The sequence below is a fragment of the Candidatus Neomarinimicrobiota bacterium genome, assembly GCA_016784545.1.
In the GTDB taxonomy this organism is placed as follows: Bacteria; Fidelibacterota; UBA8477; order UBA8477; family JABMPR01; genus JABMPR01.
In genome coordinates, this window is record JADHUM010000002.1 from 74886 (window position 1) to 92207 (window position 17322).

Annotated in this window: 10 protein-coding genes; 4 read left to right on the top strand and 6 right to left on the bottom strand. The window is 44.6% G+C overall.

Annotated elements, in window-relative coordinates:
• Positions 1-29 precede the first annotated feature (29 nt).
• The 3 genes from hppD to ISR87_01050 form a co-directional block, all read right to left on the bottom strand.
• Positions 30-1163, bottom strand: a complete 1134-nt coding sequence (hppD, locus tag ISR87_01040; protein MBL7024011.1) for a 4-hydroxyphenylpyruvate dioxygenase — start codon at positions 1161-1163, stop codon at positions 30-32.
• Positions 1135-2904, bottom strand: coding sequence for an aromatic amino acid hydroxylase (locus tag ISR87_01045; protein MBL7024012.1), 1770 nt, complete (start codon positions 2902-2904; stop codon positions 1135-1137). The genes hppD and ISR87_01045 overlap by 29 nt, the downstream gene beginning before the upstream one ends.
• Before the next feature lie 270 nt (positions 2905-3174).
• Positions 3175-3699: a TetR/AcrR family transcriptional regulator gene (locus ISR87_01050; GenBank protein ID MBL7024013.1), complete on the bottom strand. Its 525-nt coding sequence runs from the start codon at positions 3697-3699 to the stop codon at positions 3175-3177.
• Between the two features lie 217 nt (positions 3700-3916).
• Here ISR87_01050 and ISR87_01055 point away from each other — a divergent pair, with 217 nt between their 5' ends.
• The gene (locus ISR87_01055) at positions 3917-4567 is read left to right on the top strand and encodes a class I SAM-dependent methyltransferase (protein MBL7024014.1); all 651 of its coding nucleotides are present in this window, start codon (positions 3917-3919) and stop codon (positions 4565-4567) included.
• A gap of 39 nt (positions 4568-4606) precedes the next feature.
• Positions 4607-5473, top strand: a complete 867-nt coding sequence (dmeF, locus tag ISR87_01060) for a CDF family Co(II)/Ni(II) efflux transporter DmeF (protein ID MBL7024015.1) — start codon at positions 4607-4609, stop codon at positions 5471-5473.
• Here the strand turns inward: dmeF and ISR87_01065 are convergent.
• The 3 genes from ISR87_01065 to ISR87_01075 all read right to left on the bottom strand — a co-directional run bounded on the left by ISR87_01065 (position 5470) and on the right by ISR87_01075 (position 12996).
• A complete protein-coding gene (locus ISR87_01065) occupies positions 5470-6102 on the bottom strand; it encodes a deoxynucleoside kinase (protein MBL7024016.1) in 633 nt (210 codons plus the stop codon). The genes dmeF and ISR87_01065 overlap by 4 nt on opposite strands.
• 244 nt (positions 6103-6346) lie before the next feature.
• Positions 6347-11389 carry a lamin tail domain-containing protein gene (locus tag ISR87_01070; GenBank protein ID MBL7024017.1) on the bottom strand — a complete coding sequence of 1681 codons (5043 nt, stop codon included), beginning with the start codon at positions 11387-11389 and terminating at the stop codon, positions 6347-6349.
• A 404-nt stretch (positions 11390-11793) separates the two neighbouring features.
• A complete protein-coding gene (locus ISR87_01075) occupies positions 11794-12996 on the bottom strand; it encodes a metallophosphoesterase family protein (GenBank protein MBL7024018.1) in 1203 nt (400 codons plus the stop codon).
• 174 nt (positions 12997-13170) lie between these two features.
• On the opposite strand from ISR87_01075, the gene bglX reads away from it, so the two are divergent.
• Together bglX and ISR87_01085 are read left to right on the top strand one after the other, a co-directional pair.
• Entirely contained in the window at positions 13171-15402 is a 2232-nt protein-coding gene (bglX, locus tag ISR87_01080) for a beta-glucosidase BglX (protein MBL7024019.1), read from the top strand.
• 251 nt (positions 15403-15653) lie between these two features.
• Entirely contained in the window at positions 15654-17174 is a 1521-nt protein-coding gene (locus tag ISR87_01085; protein ID MBL7024020.1) for a PAS domain S-box protein, read from the top strand.
• The last annotated feature ends 148 nt before the right edge of the window (positions 17175-17322 follow it).

Below are 17322 nucleotides of genomic sequence, written 5' to 3' on the forward strand. Positions count from 1 at the left end.
ATTATCATCATTCGGTCACAACAATTTGACTATAGATTTCCTCTTAAGCCCTGATCCTCTTCAATGGCTTCAAACAATGCTTGAAAATTGCCCTTCCCAAATCCCTGGGCACCAGCTCGTTGAATAAACTCAAAGAAAAAGGTGGGTCTATCTCCTATGGGCTTGGTGAATAATTGCAATAAATACCCACCAGACTCATTATCACACAGAATCTTCAGATCCTGGAGCTCATCAATATTCTCTTTAATATTGATATCATCCCTGGCTCTCAAGGTGTCATAGTAGGTATCTGGCACATTAAGGAACTCCACCCCATTTTCACGCAGGGTGCGAATAGTGTGTATGATATCATCGGTCTGTATGGCGATGTGTTGAACGCCTGTTCCATGATACTGCTCGATGTATTCTTCAATCTGAGATTTCTTTTCCCCTTCATAGGGCTCATTGATGGGGTTTTTGATAGTGGATTTTTCTGAACGAACAACCTTAGATAAAAGGGCTGAATATTTTGTCCCAATATCTCCCTTTTTAAAATCAATAAAGGTTTCAAAGTTCATGGTGCGAACATAATAGTCGGCCCATTTGTCCATTTCATTTTCACGCACATTACCCACGATATGATCTATACCGATCAAACCTGCATTCCCTGAGGTCATCTGGATATCCTGGATCGGTCTGTCATAATCAGGTTGGAATATATGCTTGTAGTTGTCCCGATTGATATAAACCAGTTCAGTATCGTCGTACAGACGAATCGCAGCTTCAGTGATATAGCCGTGCTCATTTTCAATTTTTTGAGGACGTCTCTGAATGACAGCTCCCTGCTTCACAGCATGATTAAATATTTTCTCCACATCGTCCACTTCAATGGCCCAGCGCTTCAACCCATCACCATGCAGATTGAGGAAGGCTGATATATCAACTGTGCTGGGTTGGAGACTTCCGGTGATTACAATTTTCAAGTCGTTCTGGGTGAGATAATAAGAAATTCTGTCTCGACAGCCCGTTTCAGGTCCAGAGTAACCCTCAATTTTCAGTCCCAGGGCTTTTGCGTACCAATAGGCCACCATCTTGGCCGAGCCCACATAAAATTCTACATAGTCATACTTGCGGATTCCCAATGAATCAGACATTTCACTTCCCTCTTTGTTCATGCGGAGCATCCTGCATGAGATGATTCATTCCAAATTCAATTAAATGTTTATTCTGTGGAGACCTTTGTCCCTGTTGATCCAAATAAGTCTGCAGGGTGTGTGATAGTTCACATCCAGCGTCACACATCTCCAACAGTTCCAGACCCAGCAGCCAATCCTCAGGATGATCTTTCTTAAGTTTGACATAGATATCTTTGAGATCAATTGACATGTTGTCTTCCCGGGCCAGTCGCACCTTATGATACAATTGCTCCAGATTCTTAAATTTTTGCGATGGTTCCACCTGAATGGTTTGCTCTTGAGGTACGCGGATAATTTGATCAAAACTTTTGGGATCTGCAGGACCACCATAGGCTGAAACAACATCTCTGCCCACAGCCATATCATAGACACCCCATTCAGGAGCAAATAATATCTGATCCCCCAGAGTCACAGTACAATTCTCAAAGCTGATGAGAACGATCTTCCCCTGTAAATTTCTTTTCCCTGTAACCACATCTCCCTGCACCAGGATACCACTCTCAAACTCGATGGAGGTCTTTTTACCCTCATAGATATCATAAGCCATAAGATCTCTGGGACTCATGTCTTCTATGGCGAGATTTACACCCTTTAACTTTCCAAGTGGAGAACCAAACCCTTCATGATGATATGTTGTTCCATGCCCTACCAATTCACGGTCTCGTAAAGCCAGGGCAGTTGCACCCATCGTGTGGATATATGCAGGTTTATCATCCACAGTAATGACGTCATCAAAGACACCGGAAATTTGCAAGCCTGTACTTAATTCGATAGTCCCCAGTCTTTTTGAATCGACAAGTTTCTTGACCCCTTGGAGACCTCCCCTTCGAAGCGCCATTTTGTTGGCCAATTCCTCGAGGACCAGGCTAAGATGGGCAAAGTCTGGCGTGACATACAGCTGGGGTTGGGGTTTGGTGATATCAAAATCCTGATAGGCTGCATCCAGGGTGTATGGTAGTTTCACAACCTGATCACTTAGACAAGCGCTGCTTTCCCCAATAGATGAAAGTAAGCCAGCACCATAAATTTTTACTGCTTCTCCGACCTGGATCAGGCCATACTCCACCGTCCACCAGTGCAAGTTGCGAATCAAAGCCATCTCACTGGGTTCACCCATGTTCTGCTGCAGATCATTGATACGTTTTTCAGCGATGAGGAGCTCGTCCTGCTTAGTACCAGGGGCTTCTTTAATAATTGAGAGGTGTCTTACGGCTTCATAGAGCTGATGATCTTTTTCGCTCCCAATGGCCTTGGATCCCACCTCTCCAAAGCGTCTGATATACTCAGCATATTCGGGATTGGCGATGATGGGGGCATGTCCTGCGCTTTCGTGTATAATATCAGGTGCCGGTGTGTATTCAATGTGTTGAAGTTGGCGGATATCGGCTGCAATGACGAGCACATTGTAGGCCTGGAATTCCATAAAGGCAGCTGGCGGGATAAATCCATCCACTGATACAGCCGCCCAGCCAATCCTTGAAAGTACCTCGTTCATGGTTTTCATATCTGGAATATTATCCACTGAGATGCCAGTCTTGGCCAGTCCCTCCAGATAGCTGGGATGGGCAATATTCTGAAGGTGTCGAACATTCATGCGCATGACAAAACGCCAAACCGCCTGATCGATTGCCGTGTAATCACTATAAATTTGGGGTTTGATAAATTGTTGTAAGTGGACTGGTAAACGGTCCAGGATTGGATTCCCCAAGTCTGTTCTTGCTTTGTCCATGGACTCCCTGTAGCATTAAAACTTACTGGTAAAAGGGGCTAATGACGATCGCTAACCTGTTATTAACAAGCTACTTTATCAGCACTTTTGGATTGGAGAAGATAATCTCGAAGGCAGGGTGCACAAGATTTGATTTGAGATAAATATTGTCCTATTACAATCTATTCTCACACAATTTTTGTCCAAAATAATATCAAGTAGTTCTTAGTTGTTTGCTCGAGTTAAAGAGCTAACTAGAGCAACGAACCATTTGAAGGGCTGTTCACCTCATCAACTATTGGAGGGCATAGCTTCTCTTATCCCCGGCATGACTAATTTCTGGAAAATCGCATCCATTCTGGCGGGCGTGTATGGCTTATTGTTATCAAACCACCATCGAAGAAGTGTAAGTAAAACGCTGGCCACATGGTGACCCAGGAGTGAGAGTGGAATATTGGGCTTTTGATCATTATGCAGCCATTTCTTCAATTCTTCCTCCACATGTTGTCCCAGATGTCTCTGAATCTTATGAATCATCAAATTTATCCCCTGACCTCCCATGATGGCCCTGTGTAGTGGGAATTCCTCCTGTGCATGTTGGAATAGTGGTTCAGTTGAAAGTATTTTTTGGTGGTCACAATGATGGGGGTGTTCCAGTGTAAGTATCAGACTATGAAGTATATCGTCCATCCCACTAAGAAGCAGTTCTTCCTTATCACGGTAATGGGAATAAAAAGTCGATCTTCCTACATCAGCGCGATCCAGAATATTCTGGACAGTAATGGTATCGTAACCCTGTTCAGTCATAAGTGACATAAGGGCTCCTCGTAGAAGGGTTCTCGTCCTTGTTACTCTTCTATCCGTTCTACCTTGATCCAAATTGATACCTTCACTTTCCGAACAATGCTCCAGGATTGTTCACAATTGAACAAATCCGACTGCTTGTCTGTTGACATACCATTTTCCCAATAATATACTATTTCCGAACAGAGTGTTCAGTATTGAATTGAGTGTTTTAGATGAGGAGCAAAACATGCATACACCTACTTCAGCCCCCACAACAACAGGACGAACCATACCCTGGGCATCATTTTATGATACTCTCGTAAATGTAGCCTCACTGGGTAGAGCCAAAATATTGCGTAATGAAATAGCTGCCAAAGCACCCTTCAAATCCGGTGATACGGTGCTTGATGTTGGCTGTGGAACTGGCGATCAAGCTATTTTAGCATGTGATATTGTTGGAAAAGAGGGCGCAGTGTTTGGCTCAGATGCTTCCGTGAAGATGATTAATATTGCACGTTCGAAAGCTGAAGGGTTGGGTATAGCTGTGGATTTTCAGGTGGATTTGATTGAAAATATCTCTCACCCGGATGAAACTTTCGATGGGGTTATGAACAGCCTGGTCATGCACCATCTTCCAGGCGACTTGAAGATAAAAGGAATAAGTGAATTCTATCGAATATTAAAACCAGGGGGGTCAGTTTACATCGTGGACATGGAGTCAGTTGGCGGGAGCTTCTTCCAACAATTAGGCGACTTGATCATTCACCTTCACGGGGGTAACAAAAAACTTAAGGACAACGTTCAACGACTCACCCCTCTGCTAAAGGAGTGCGGTTTTATAGACATTTCTACTGGCAGGGTAAATCGACAGCTCGCGTACATTTGCGGAAAAAAATAACCAAAGGATAATTCTGTGTCACACTCACACCACCAGCACATGGATCAGCAGGAGAACGAAACCAAAACGTGGCGAGTATTTGCCCTGACCTTTATCATGATGTTTATAGAAATCGGAGCCGGCTATTTGACGGGTTCCATGGCTCTGCTGGCGGATGGCTGGCATATGGGAACCCACGCCGCTGCCTTTGGGATTGGAATTTTTGCCTATCGATATGCTCGCAAAAATATTGATAGCAGGCGGTTTTCATTTGGACCGGGCAAGGTGACAACCCTGGGAGGTTTTGCCAGCGCTGTGGCTCTGGCTGTTGTAGCTCTTTTTATGATCATAGAATCTATTGAACGATTTGTTGAACCGGTTTCAATTCAATTTAGCGAGGCCATTATTGTCGCCATCATGGGATTGATTGTTAATATTATCTCAGCCATTCTTTTAATGGGCACTTCAATCGAGGATCACACCCATAGTCATGATATCGATGATCTTAACTTACACTCCGCCTATTTTCATGTGTTGGCAGATGCGCTAACATCAATCCTTGCCATTGGTGCACTGCTTATGGGAAAATATTGGGGCTGGCAGATGATGGATCCACTTATGGGAATAATTGGTGCCATAATTATCCTTAAATGGTCAAAAGGCTTGCTATCCTCCTCAGCAGAAATCTTGCTGGATCGTGCCGCAGGCAATGAAATAGAAACAGCCATTCGTGGAGAAGTTGAGAAACGAGAAGGTTCTGTTCTTGATCTTAAGATATGGTTTGTAGGACCCAACGAGATGGCGGCGGCTATGAAAGTATCCAGGGCTTCGCCTGTGGGACCTGATTGGATTAATGGTATCTTGAGGAATATCCCTGGTTTATCATACCTGAATGTTGAAACATTTTCGAACGAAAATCAGAATTAAAGCAGGAGGGTCTCAATCTCTTGAGCCGACCAGCGGCGTGTGCCGTCTATATGTATCACATCTGGATGGTCCATGAGCCATTCATCGTGCAAATCTTCAAGGCTTTTCAGATAGTCCAGGGGCATTTGTTGTTCTTCATTGCGACCCCGCTGTTTAATTCTTTCCAGACAGAGCTCAGCTGGCGTTCGCAGATAGATGATTTTTTGAGGCTTCTCACAATAGTTAGACGCTAAAAACTCCCAGAGTTGCTGATAGACCTGCCATTCTGAATCGTTCATGGCACCACCAGCATACAGGTTTTTTGCAAAGACGTTTCTATCCGTGTAGATTGATCTCTCCAAAACGACACGATCCCCTTGCACCTTCTGTAAAATTTCCGACCAGGTTTTTGCCCGCGTAGTAAATGCCATAATCTGGAAGGTAAAGGACCATCGCGGCATGTCTGAATAAAACATTTCAAATAGATTTCCGGCAAAACCATCGCGCCAGGTATCCACGGGTTCTTCCAGAAACTCAAACTGATTTGAGTTTTTCAGAATATTTCCCAAACTGGTTTTTCCTGCTCCAATATTGCCTTCAAGGAGATACATGGATCGAGGTCTTGGTTGGTCGTTGGTGATGTCACTCATATAAAATTTAACCTATTCTATGGTTACTCTTCACTCCCCTGAAGGTCAGGTGGGAATCCATTAAGGAAGCATGGAATCAACATTCTGGGTGGCAGTTAATCTAATCGGGAATGGACAAGTTGAAACCTTATGATATCTGGTGGAAGCATTGTCAGGGGATTCAGGCTTTCAAGTGAACTGTGGGGTAAAAAAAAGACCCCCAACCAATGGCCGGGGGTCTTGAAAAACCGGATTTAAACGATTTTTATTTTAGATACGTCATCTTCCCAGATTTTGAGAACTCTGGTGTGGTGAGACGATAGATAAACATACCGCTACTAACTGGCGTACCATTTTTGTTCAAACCATTCCATTGGAGATGATAAAAACCAGGTGCCTGATCTTCATTCACCAGATCAACCACATGCTGACCAAGCATGTTATAGATAGAGAGCCTTACAAAGGTATTCTCAGGTATATCATACTTGATATTTGTGATTGGGTTGAAGGGGTTTGGATAGTTGTGATGCAGTGCAAATTCTGTTGGCAGACCGGCAAGATCTACACCAACATAAGTTTCTACATCATTATACCAGTTATACACTACACTGTTCGAATCTGGAACGACATAAACACGGTTTGGACCACCACCAGGAAATTCAGATGTATCCCAGTTACCGTTGATCCTGAATTTGTATTCCAGGCTTTCACCAGGATATAGACCTGCTACAGTGTATGAATAAACACTGTCAGCATCAGGACCTTCCATAACCATGGGTGTGCCACCCCAGCCATTAAAGGAACCAGCAACGTCAACAAAATCAGTTCCCAGAGCGAAGGTTTCCATGAGTGTCTGAACATTCATGTTCACATCAAATGTGACTTCCACTGGATCAATATTGTAGCGTTCAGTAACCATGTCAAAGAACAGAGTGGTTGTGACGTCTTCTGAACAACGAATCTGAATACAGTCAATGGCAACACTTCCACTTGCTGCATTAATCGTACTATTTCCAGTTATCCATCCAACAACAGGATCAGTTTCAAGATCCAGGGAAACGACTTGCCAGTCATCTTCAGCATGTGTGATATCACGCCATGGACCAGCTTCGTATCCATCGTCATCCTTGATCACAATACGAGCCTGCATATCAGCATTACCACCACGGAGATAGAAGAACATCTTCGAATCGGCATCAATTCTGTCGACTCGGTTGATATTCCACAATCTGACAAACCAACCGCCATCTACGCCGGGATCATCAAGGAGAACCATCTCACCTGAATGAGTACCAGCAAATGCCAACGAATCTGAAGAGGCAAATGTAGAAGTTGTCAGGATACCTGAAGTTGAACCTGAATAGGTTGGATGTCCCCAGTTTCCGACATCGACGGTAAAGTCATTCATGATTCGGTCAATAAACAGTGATCCTGGTATATCGAGCATGAAATCTATCACGGCATCAGCCTCAATAGCATTACCGAACATATCATGGATACCATTTACAGTCAGGGTATAATCCATATTGGGTGTGATCGCAGCTACAGTCAACAGATAAGTGAAATCATTGATCATGGTAACTGCAGTTGGATTTCCAATGCCACCACTCACACTGAAGTTGGTCAGAACCATGGCATCTGCAGAAGCAATAGGTTCAGTAAATCGAACCTGAAGTTCAGTCTCAGATACAGCTACGATCCCAGCTAGCTCTGGACCAGCCAGATCAAGCTCCATCACATCGCCCATATTTCTAGGACTAATGATGTAGTGACCATAGTAGTAGCTCACAATACCAACCAGATTATACGTGGATCCAACATCTAGTGCGATATTGGCAAAATGATAGTCAACATCATCACCCAGGAGGAAACTTGTCACACCATCATCACTCAACTCATATCGATATCCTGTTTCATCGTGAGCAAGCACGAGTGCAGAATCGATTTTTACCAGTTGACCTTCCCATTGTTCAGCAGGATTTGTATCGGCAGCAAGTGAGCTGTCAATATCGGCTCCTGTGATCACAGAAGGAATTGTGGGATTGTCACTGGAGGTGTGTTCTATCAGATTAATATGTTTCAACTCTGATAGGTTATTGTATATGTCCAAATCACCGGCAAGTAACACTTGATCACCAACATCAAGAGTATCACCAATATCATAGTCATATAGGAGGACACCATTATAGGCACCCACACCATCGTTAATCCACACATTGTTGTATTCATCATCAGCAGTAATTAGACCAGAGACTGTCACTGGATAACCCACTTGGATTTGACCGTCTGGATTCAAGGCATTGGTGAATGAAATTGGTGTAATTCCGGCATACAAGAATACTGTGTCAGCATTGGCTGCGTCTACCAGGGTATCGGCAATACCGTCTGCGGTAATTGCTGCAGAGGCTACCAGGTGTACCAGCATGAGATCTTCAGTGTCAATGGTTGCAGATGCAAAGGTCACAGGAGTTCCTGCAATCGAATAGTCAGCAACATCAACAACGCCTACTTCAAGTGTGTAGGCCACATCAATTTCAGTATCACTCAAGGACATCACAGATGCAATGCTGGGTAATACTGAAAGATCAACAACATCTTCCATATCCCGAGGATTGACCCGATAATTACCAGCGGTATAATCCACAACACCGACAATATCGTAGGCCGTTCCTACATTTAGAGAAACAGCTCCCAAATGATAATCTACATTATCGCCAACGAGGAATTTGGTGACACCCTCGTCATCTGACAATTCGTAGGTATAGGAAGCGCCATCATATGCCAGTACTGTGGCACTATCGATTTGTACCAACTGACCTTCCCATTGTTCAGCAGGATTGGTATCAGCAGCCAGAGAGCTGTCAATATCGGCACCTGTGATCATGGCTGGAATAGTTGGATTCTCAGTGGATATTGTTCCCAGTAAAACAGGATTCTTCAATTCTGAGAGATTATTATAAATGTCAAGATCAGCTGTAAACATGATCTCGTCACCAACAGCTACGAGTCCATCAAAGTCATAATCAAAGACCATGACTCCCATATAGGCTTCGTTGCCATCATTGACCCAGATATTGTTAAAAGCATCATTGGCTGTTACGAGTCCCACAAAGGTTCCCGTAATACCTTGTGCAATTTGTCCGCCTGGGTTTAGCGTATTGGTAAAACCAATGGGTGTTATTCCAGCGAGGAACTCAAAGGAGCTAGCATTGGCTGCATCCGTAAGAGTATCTGTAATTGCATCTCCTACTATTGCAGCTGAAGCAACGAGGTGAACCAATGAAGCGTCAGCTCCATCTAGCGTTGCTGATGCAAAGGTTACTGCGGTTCCAGTCGTGGAGTAATCCGCTACATCAACAGCAGTCAGGTCACCGGAGTACATTACTTCGATTTCTGTATCGCTGATTGACACGGCCGAAATAACTTCCAGAGGAATGATAGTTGGCCAGACATAAGGATCAAAATCATCTGGAGCATCTTGAGGACCGAAGCCAGAAGGTGCATCGCTATCAATGGCCCATTCAGCAGGATCCCAGGTAGGATTTCCCACAGTTACAGTAGCAAGGCGTACAGCCCGGCCATCTTCGAATTCATGGTTAGTTCCCGATCCATCTTCACCAGGAACACCAAACTGGTCGACAACCATACCGCTTGGATCTACAAGTTCAAGGTTATCATCACCGTTACTTCCGGCAACATTATTGTCTGCACCATCAAACATATCTGGCGCCATACCGTATGCTGTTTCAAAGTCAGTATCCACAACACCTGTGGCGATTACAAAATTACCAAGTGCAGGGATGGAGCCTACGAGAGGCAATGTCTGACTTACAGTCGCTGCATCATTTGTGTATTTGCGAAGTTCCCAACCTGTGAGATCCAGAGCCAGATCAGCTGAATTGTGAAGCTCAACAAACCTTAGTCCAGCATCATTGTTTGGATCTGCCAATTCACTGATAAACACCGTGTTAATAGAGGCAGGTGTTTCAATTGATATGGTTGCCAAACCAGGTGTTGTGAAGGAATTGGCTCCATCTGGTGCTGACCAGATATGCCAGTATTCGCTGCCATTGTCAATTGTATACAGGTTTCCAGCAGCATCAAAAGCCAGATCTTGTGTTCTGGATTGACCTGTTGCGATTGTATTGAGGAGGGCACCGGTAGTCATATCATGTATGTAGACAGTTCCAGAATAATAAGAACCCCATGCGACACGATTGCTGGATTCATCCAATGCAATTCCCTGTGCCCCAGTATAGGTCATGGGCACTGTCCATAGAGTATCTGCAAGCGCCATGGCTGTATCACCATAGGCAGGATATTTCAGGAGTGGATAGGCCTGATTCGGGTCTGCACGCATCTGACAAAAATAGATATTGCCCTGAGAATCAACTTCAACATCTCTCTGATAATACCCATTGTTTGGTCTTAACACAGTCAGCTCACCGTAATTGCCAGCCAGGAGTGTGTCCTCCAAACCAATCGTATATTTGAGAATTCCCTGGCCAGTTGCATAGTGACCATCAGCTGTGTAAATCGCGCGGTCAGCACCAGAACCTGTAATAAAATTTCCCTGGACCCATTGGTTTTCAACTTTGTTATCAGCGTCTAAGAGACGAAAGCCTGAGGCTGGATCAACCATACCATCAAATACATAGAGTTCATCTGTACCATAATGGGTTACATAGATTCTATCATCAGAACCGATGGAGGTTTTTCCGGGGGCATTGGATGAACTTGACCAATCCACACCACCATCTGAAAACCCCAGACTGTCCTGGGCAGAACTAAAGAGGAAAACCCCATCGCCATTATAGAAAGCTCCCGTATTTGCGCTGGTACCGGCGTATCCATTTGAGATATACACGGTTCCAAAAAGAGGGCTATCCAGATTACGATTAACTGAAACACCCTTTGGTGAGTACATAACGGTCTTTAGATCATCACTGATCTTCGTCCAAGTGGCATTTCCATCATCCGAAGCTGTCACTTCGAAGGTGTAATCTCCGTCGGGAAGAGTTGCCCCACCTGCATCTGTACCATCCCAGGTTACAGAGTTGGTTCCCTTGGTTGCTGTTGCCAGCGTAATGGTGCGCACAAGGCTTGCACCACTATAAATTTCTACATCAACTCCGCTGTCAGCATCTTCATTCAATACAAATGAGATATCAACAGATGTGTTCGTTGCTCCTGTTGTAATCACTTCGGCACTTACTTCTATGTTTGTTGCATATACATTTGCATATGAACTGGACATAGTACCGAGGACAAGCAACAGAGCAGTAATAAAAATACTACTTTTCTTCATTACGGTTTCCCTTCCCTTTCGGACTTTGTTGGTTAGCGGGTTAGTTTACAATCTTTACATACCTTCACCAAGGCTTTCGATTCCAGTTTTTGAGGAATTCTTGAAGCGAATGACTCCTCAGGATTACATTCCCGAGACAACTAATAACACGTGCATCATTCGTCAGGAAATCATAAGTGTCTATTATTACTGAATTTTTACAAAGGGAGAAAAGTGCCAATCCCAGACCTTGTCCTGTTCGATTTCTGAATAAATTGAAAAAAGAAAAAAAGAAGCTGCCTGGACAACAAAAATCGTGGTAATTCAGGTAGTAACTCACCCCTGAGCTACGGAATGACACTCCCCATGGGGCAGTGTTTCACTCCACTAGAACATGGCATGTTCGCCTGATTTCGGGACAATTTTTACCTCAATTTAGACGGCTTGATGATGATTTCATCTCTCAGCGCCCCATCCACTGTGTAGGAAGACAACTTGAGTTTCGAGGGTTGGACATCTATGACATGATAGAATTGCTGATCAGCGTCAGTTACAGCAAACACATTTTCAATCGCTGGCTCCAGCTTGTATTGTTTCGACCCAGAGACTGAATTGATATAAACTGTTCCCTTCTGGCGACCCCTAACTCGCTTACTATTTTTCAAGGGATAGGTACGCCCGAAAGTGTGATCGTGCCCCTGGAGAACCAGATCCACCTCATATTTGTCGAATACTGGCAAAAATGCATCTCGCCTTTTGGTCCCATCTCTGCCCCGTCCAGTAGAATAAAGCGGTTGATGCATGCTAACGATGATCCAGGTACTCTCAGTTTGATCCAAGAGTTGATCCAGCCAGATTGCCTGCTCTTTCAATTGCTCGCTCCCATTCAAGACGACAAAAAGCAATCCCTGGTAGTGAAAGAAATAGTTTGTCTCAGGAAGTATAGCCAGACCATTTTCCGGCAAAGTGAAGTGGGGTCGCCAGTAAGGAGAGTACTCGTCCAGCCATTTCCCATTGATGTAGTAGGCATGGTTTCCCATCACGGGCACCTGAGGTACCTGGCCAAAAATCCAAGATCCTGCATGGAAAAGATCTGCCCATTGCTGATCAATGCCAGGCACCGAGACCAAATCTCCAGCCATGGTAAGGAAAGCCGCCTCAGGCGCCTCCCGGTATCCTGCCCTGATCGCTCTTGACACGTGGCTGAGTAATCCGTTCTGAGGATCTCCAAAATAGAGAAAGCGAAAGGAGTCCTCAGTGCTTTTGGCCGTTTCGAAAACAAACCACTCGCTCCACTGCTCCTTGGAACCCACTCGATAGGCATATGAAGTTCCTGGCTCCAGGTTTCTCATTTTTGAGGAATATGCAAACACTTCGCTGCTATCGCTCAGTACCACTGCTTCTACATGAGCACTAAATTCACGATGATCCTTGTAAAATTTTACCAGTGGCGAATTAAGTGCAAGCTGCACGTGGGGACTGTCCAGCTCCGCCACAGTGCGCCAGGACACATTCATCTGATGTTGCGGATCGTCAGAGATGCACAACGCAATTCGCCAGTCTTCAGGACCAGCAATAAGACTTGTTGAAAATAGCATTGTGATAAACAGGTGGCTAAATCTGAACATGTGTCCCTCTTCTCTTATATTACTCAGATGGAGAAATAACTATCCATCAATTTGCATCCCAACTTCCCAAATATATCCAGGAAAATGAAGAATTATTCAACCTGGTTTTAAGAGTATTTTGAAAATAGAATCTTATTATATCAGGGTATCAAAACTATAAAACCGACAAATAGGATGGGGCAAATGCGACTGATATTATCTACGCTACTACTTGGAATCTTTTTTGGGTGTTCTGGTCCAGAACAGGCTCAAAACCTTTCACCAAAAGAGGCATTTATTGATTCTCTTCTCAATAAGATGACCCTCTCTGAAAAAATCGGACAAATGAGCCAGGCTACGGGTAGTTTCGAATTTACAGGTCCCATCACCTCCGATTCCAGCACACTGGAATTGGTACGCACAGGACGTCTTGGCTCTTTTCTAAACGTTGTGGGCGCGGAGAGAACCAGAGAAGCTCAAGAAATGGCCGTAAATGGTTCTCGTTTGGGCATCCCCCTGATCTTTGGTTATGATATGATTCATGGATATGCCACCACTTTTCCCATTCCCCTGGGGGAGGCCGCCTGTTGGGATCTTGATCTCATCAAAAGATCTGCTGAAATCACAGCCATAGAAGCTGCAGCTGCAGGTGTCCACTGGAATTTTGCTCCCATGGTGGATATTGCCCGAGACCCTCGCTGGGGGCGCATCATGGAAGGTGCCGGTGAAGATCCCTGGTGGGGATCAAAGGTAGCTGTTGCCCGGGTTGAAGGATATCAGGGTGATGAACTTTCAAGCACCATGACCATTGCTGCAACGGCAAAACATTTTGCTGCATACGGTGCTGCTGAAGGTGGTCGTGACTATAATACCACCGAAGTTTCCGAACATACGCTACGCGAAATATATCTCCCCCCCTTCATGGCAGCTGCCAAAGCTGGAGTTGCCTCTTTCATGAATGGTTTTAATGATCTGAATGGTACACCAGCATCAGCCAGTCACCTGTTGGTTCGCCAGATTTTGAAGAAGGAATGGGATTTCCAGGGCTTTGTTGTCTCCGATTGGGCTTCTGTTCAGGAAATGACTGACCATGGCTATGCTGCATCTGACAAGGACGCCGCCAGACTATCCCTAGCTGCTGGTTGTGATATGGAAATGGTATCAACAACCTATGAAACCTACTTAGAGGAATTAGTCGCCGAGGATGCATCCTACATCGCGATGATTGATGATGCGGTAAAACGAATTCTCGGTATCAAATATGACCTGGGATTATTTGAAGACCCCTTTCGTTATTGCGATACGGAGAGAGAAACTGAATATGTTCTTCACAATGATCATTTCAAGCATGCTCGAGAGGTTGCAAAAAAATCCATCGTGCTTCTTGAAAACAGGCACAATACTCTCCCTCTGAGCATGGACCTGGCAAAAATTGCCGTCATCGGTCCCCTGGCTAATGATCCAGTCACGCCAATGGGAACCTGGTCTGCGCAAGGGAATAGCGAAAATGTCACGACCCTTTTGGAAGGGGTCAAGCTTGCAGTAAGTGAAAAAACAGAAATTTTGACAACACCTGGTTGTGAAGTCAATTCTGATGACAAAACCGGCTTCAAAAAAGCCCGTACTATGGCCAAGCAGGCAGATGTAATTATCGCTGTAGTGGGTGAAGAAGCCCTGATGAGCGGGGAAGCGTTAAGTCGTTCAGATATTGGCCTTCCAGGTGTTCAATTGGAACTACTCCAGATGCTCAAAGCCACTGGAAAACCAGTGGTGGTTGTTCTTATGAATGGACGACCCATCGCTGAACCCTGGATGTATGAGAATTGTGATGCTGTTCTTGAAACATGGCATCTCGGTGTACAATCTGGTCCCGCCATCGCTGATGTGCTTTTCGGCGTCTACAATCCCTCCGGAAAGCTTCCTGTGACCATCCCGCGTTCAGAGGGTCAAATACCCATATACTACAATCATAAACACACCGGTAGAGCCTTTGATGCCAATGACCGCTACACCACAAAATACATCGATGAAGAGCACGGTCCACAGTACCCCTTCGGATATGGTTTAAGCTATACTGAATTTGAGTATAGCAATCTTGAATTGGATAAATCCAGCCTTCACGCCGGAGAGATCATTTCTGTTGAAGTGACTGTGAAAAACTCAGGTCCTGTAGCTGGTGAAGAAGTGGTCCAATTATATGTTCGTGATATGATCGGGTCGGTTACACGTCCCATATTGGAGCTGGAAGGTTTTCAAAAAATCATGCTCGACTCCGGTGAATCACAGACAATTCATTTCACTTTGAGCGCTGAGGAGTTGCGCTTTTGGGACCAGGACATGCAATTCAGTTGGGAGCCTGGAGATTTTAAAGTTTTTGTCGGCCCAAACTCTGGGGATTTACTGGAGGCTGACTTCAAACTGTTATAGTTTGATTAACAATTAATATTTATTTCCTGTTTTTAACTATTTTCGCCATAATGTGGTGAGAATTCTTGACTTGCTGGTTTAGCAGGCATGGATTATCTTTTCCCCAATCAAGTGGGGAATACACGAATATCAGGTTGATGTTGGGACATCATGGAGGTTCACGCATCATATGCCCCATCTCCAAAATCCTTCCTCAGCCCAAGCCCTATCGCAGCCACGCACTTGATAATTAATGGTGGAGTATGGAAGCTATGCACAATTACAAACGAGAATCGCATCAGTATTTTGATTTTCTCCCCGGTGCCTTGATTGAAATAGATCTCGCCAGTCGTAGTATTATATATATGAACCGCATCGCCTTCTCCCTTTTCGAATTCACCCAAACCGATATTGAGGCTGGCTTACCTCTCAGAGATATATTCCAGAATGACAATGAATACGCGCGATCCATCAGGGTAGCCGAAAAGTTTGGCCTGGAAAATTACCAGAATCACACTGCCTATACCCGTTATGAGAAACAAGATCTCTATGACTTCATGATGATGAAGAAAAATGGTGAAGGTTTTTTGGGGGAATGCCAGGGAGCCTTTGTTCTGGATAATGATATGGTTCCAGTCGGGGCCCGCATTTATATCAGAGATTTATCTGAGCAACGTGAAATGGAAGCCCTGCATATTGTGAATGAAGCAAAATATCGCACCCTCCTTGAGTATTCTTCTGATATCATTTTTCTTATCGATAGCAAGGGCGTGGTGCAATCCGTCAATCGCGCCGCCACAAAATATTTAAGTCGCAGCATTGATGAAATTGAAGGCAAAAATATCTCTGAGTTATTTCCACCTCAGACAGTTGAAACTTTTAAGGGCTATCTGAATAAAACCTTTATCAGTGGTGAAAGCGCTACCTACGAAACCCCAATGCCCACGACGAGCAAGGCCATATGGGTGAGTACCTCCATTAACCCTGTCCGCGATCGATCTGGGAATATTACCGCCGTTCTGGGGGTAAGTCGTGATATCACGGGTTGGAAGCGCGCTGAAGAAAGTCTGGAGCAAGCGCTCATCGATGCCCGGAATGCCAATAAGGTAAAAGACCAGTTCATTGCAAATATCACCCACGAAATCCGCACACCTCTCACCACGATTACTGGTTTTACCGGTCGTCTCAAAGAGAGTCTTGGAGATAATCTGAAGCCGGCTGATGAAGATTACTTCAAATTTATAAATAATAGCAGTCAACGCCTGCTGCGCACGCTTGATTCTATCATTAACATATCAGAGTTGGAAGCAGGGACACTTCGACTGGATTCAAAAATGCACCGTTTGGGTCAACTTATTCAATTGCTTTGTGAGAAGCTCGCCCCAGATGCCGAAGAAAAGGGACTCAAGCTTATATGTGAACTCCTCACCGAAGCTGATGAAGTCCAGTTTGACCAATATTCCGTTTATCATGCAATCCATAATATTCTGCAGAATGCCATCAAGTACACCGATAAAGGCAGTGTTACTGTTCTGCTTGACCGGGTGGATGGTAACCTCCACCTTACTTTCACCGATACTGGTATAGGCATTTCTGATGAATATCGCGAACGCATGTTCCAGGTATTTTCACAAGAAAGTGAAGGTCTTGCAAAAGATTACCAGGGTATTGGACTTGGCCTCGCCTTGTCCAAGCGCTATCTCGATATGAATCATGTAAAAATTAACGTTACCAGTGAAAAGGGCTTTGGGTCCACCTTTACTTTAATTTTTCCCGAACCAACTGATATTTAGCCCCGTCACATCACCCCCACCTCAAGTCGACAACTCACTTAGAAGGTCAGCAAAACCAGCGCTTGTGTTGTTTTATCAAGTCACATATCCCCTGGTTTCGTTTAAACTGTAGGTAAGTTTTTGCTTCGTTTAAACTGTAAGGGCTATT

What these genes read in the sequence shown, in the direction of transcription:
- hppD (MBL7024011.1), bottom strand. Translation starts at nt 1,163, where the DNA reads ATGCTCCGCATGAACAAAGAGGGAAGTGAAATGTCTGATTCATTGGGA.
- ISR87_01045 (MBL7024012.1), bottom strand. Translation starts at nt 2,904, where the DNA reads ATGGACAAAGCAAGAACAGACTTGGGGAATCCAATCCTGGACCGTTTA.
- ISR87_01050 (MBL7024013.1), bottom strand. Translation starts at nt 3,699, where the DNA reads ATGTCACTTATGACTGAACAGGGTTACGATACCATTACTGTCCAGAAT.
- ISR87_01055 (MBL7024014.1), top strand. Translation starts at nt 3,917, where the DNA reads ATGCATACACCTACTTCAGCCCCCACAACAACAGGACGAACCATACCC.
- dmeF (MBL7024015.1), top strand. Translation starts at nt 4,607, where the DNA reads ATGGATCAGCAGGAGAACGAAACCAAAACGTGGCGAGTATTTGCCCTG.
- ISR87_01065 (MBL7024016.1), bottom strand. Translation starts at nt 6,102, where the DNA reads ATGAGTGACATCACCAACGACCAACCAAGACCTCGATCCATGTATCTC.
- ISR87_01070 (MBL7024017.1), bottom strand. Translation starts at nt 11,389, where the DNA reads ATGAAGAAAAGTAGTATTTTTATTACTGCTCTGTTGCTTGTCCTCGGT.
- ISR87_01075 (MBL7024018.1), bottom strand. Translation starts at nt 12,996, where the DNA reads ATGTTCAGATTTAGCCACCTGTTTATCACAATGCTATTTTCAACAAGT.
- bglX (MBL7024019.1), top strand. Translation starts at nt 13,171, where the DNA reads ATGGGGCAAATGCGACTGATATTATCTACGCTACTACTTGGAATCTTT.
- ISR87_01085 (MBL7024020.1), top strand. Translation starts at nt 15,654, where the DNA reads ATGCACAATTACAAACGAGAATCGCATCAGTATTTTGATTTTCTCCCC.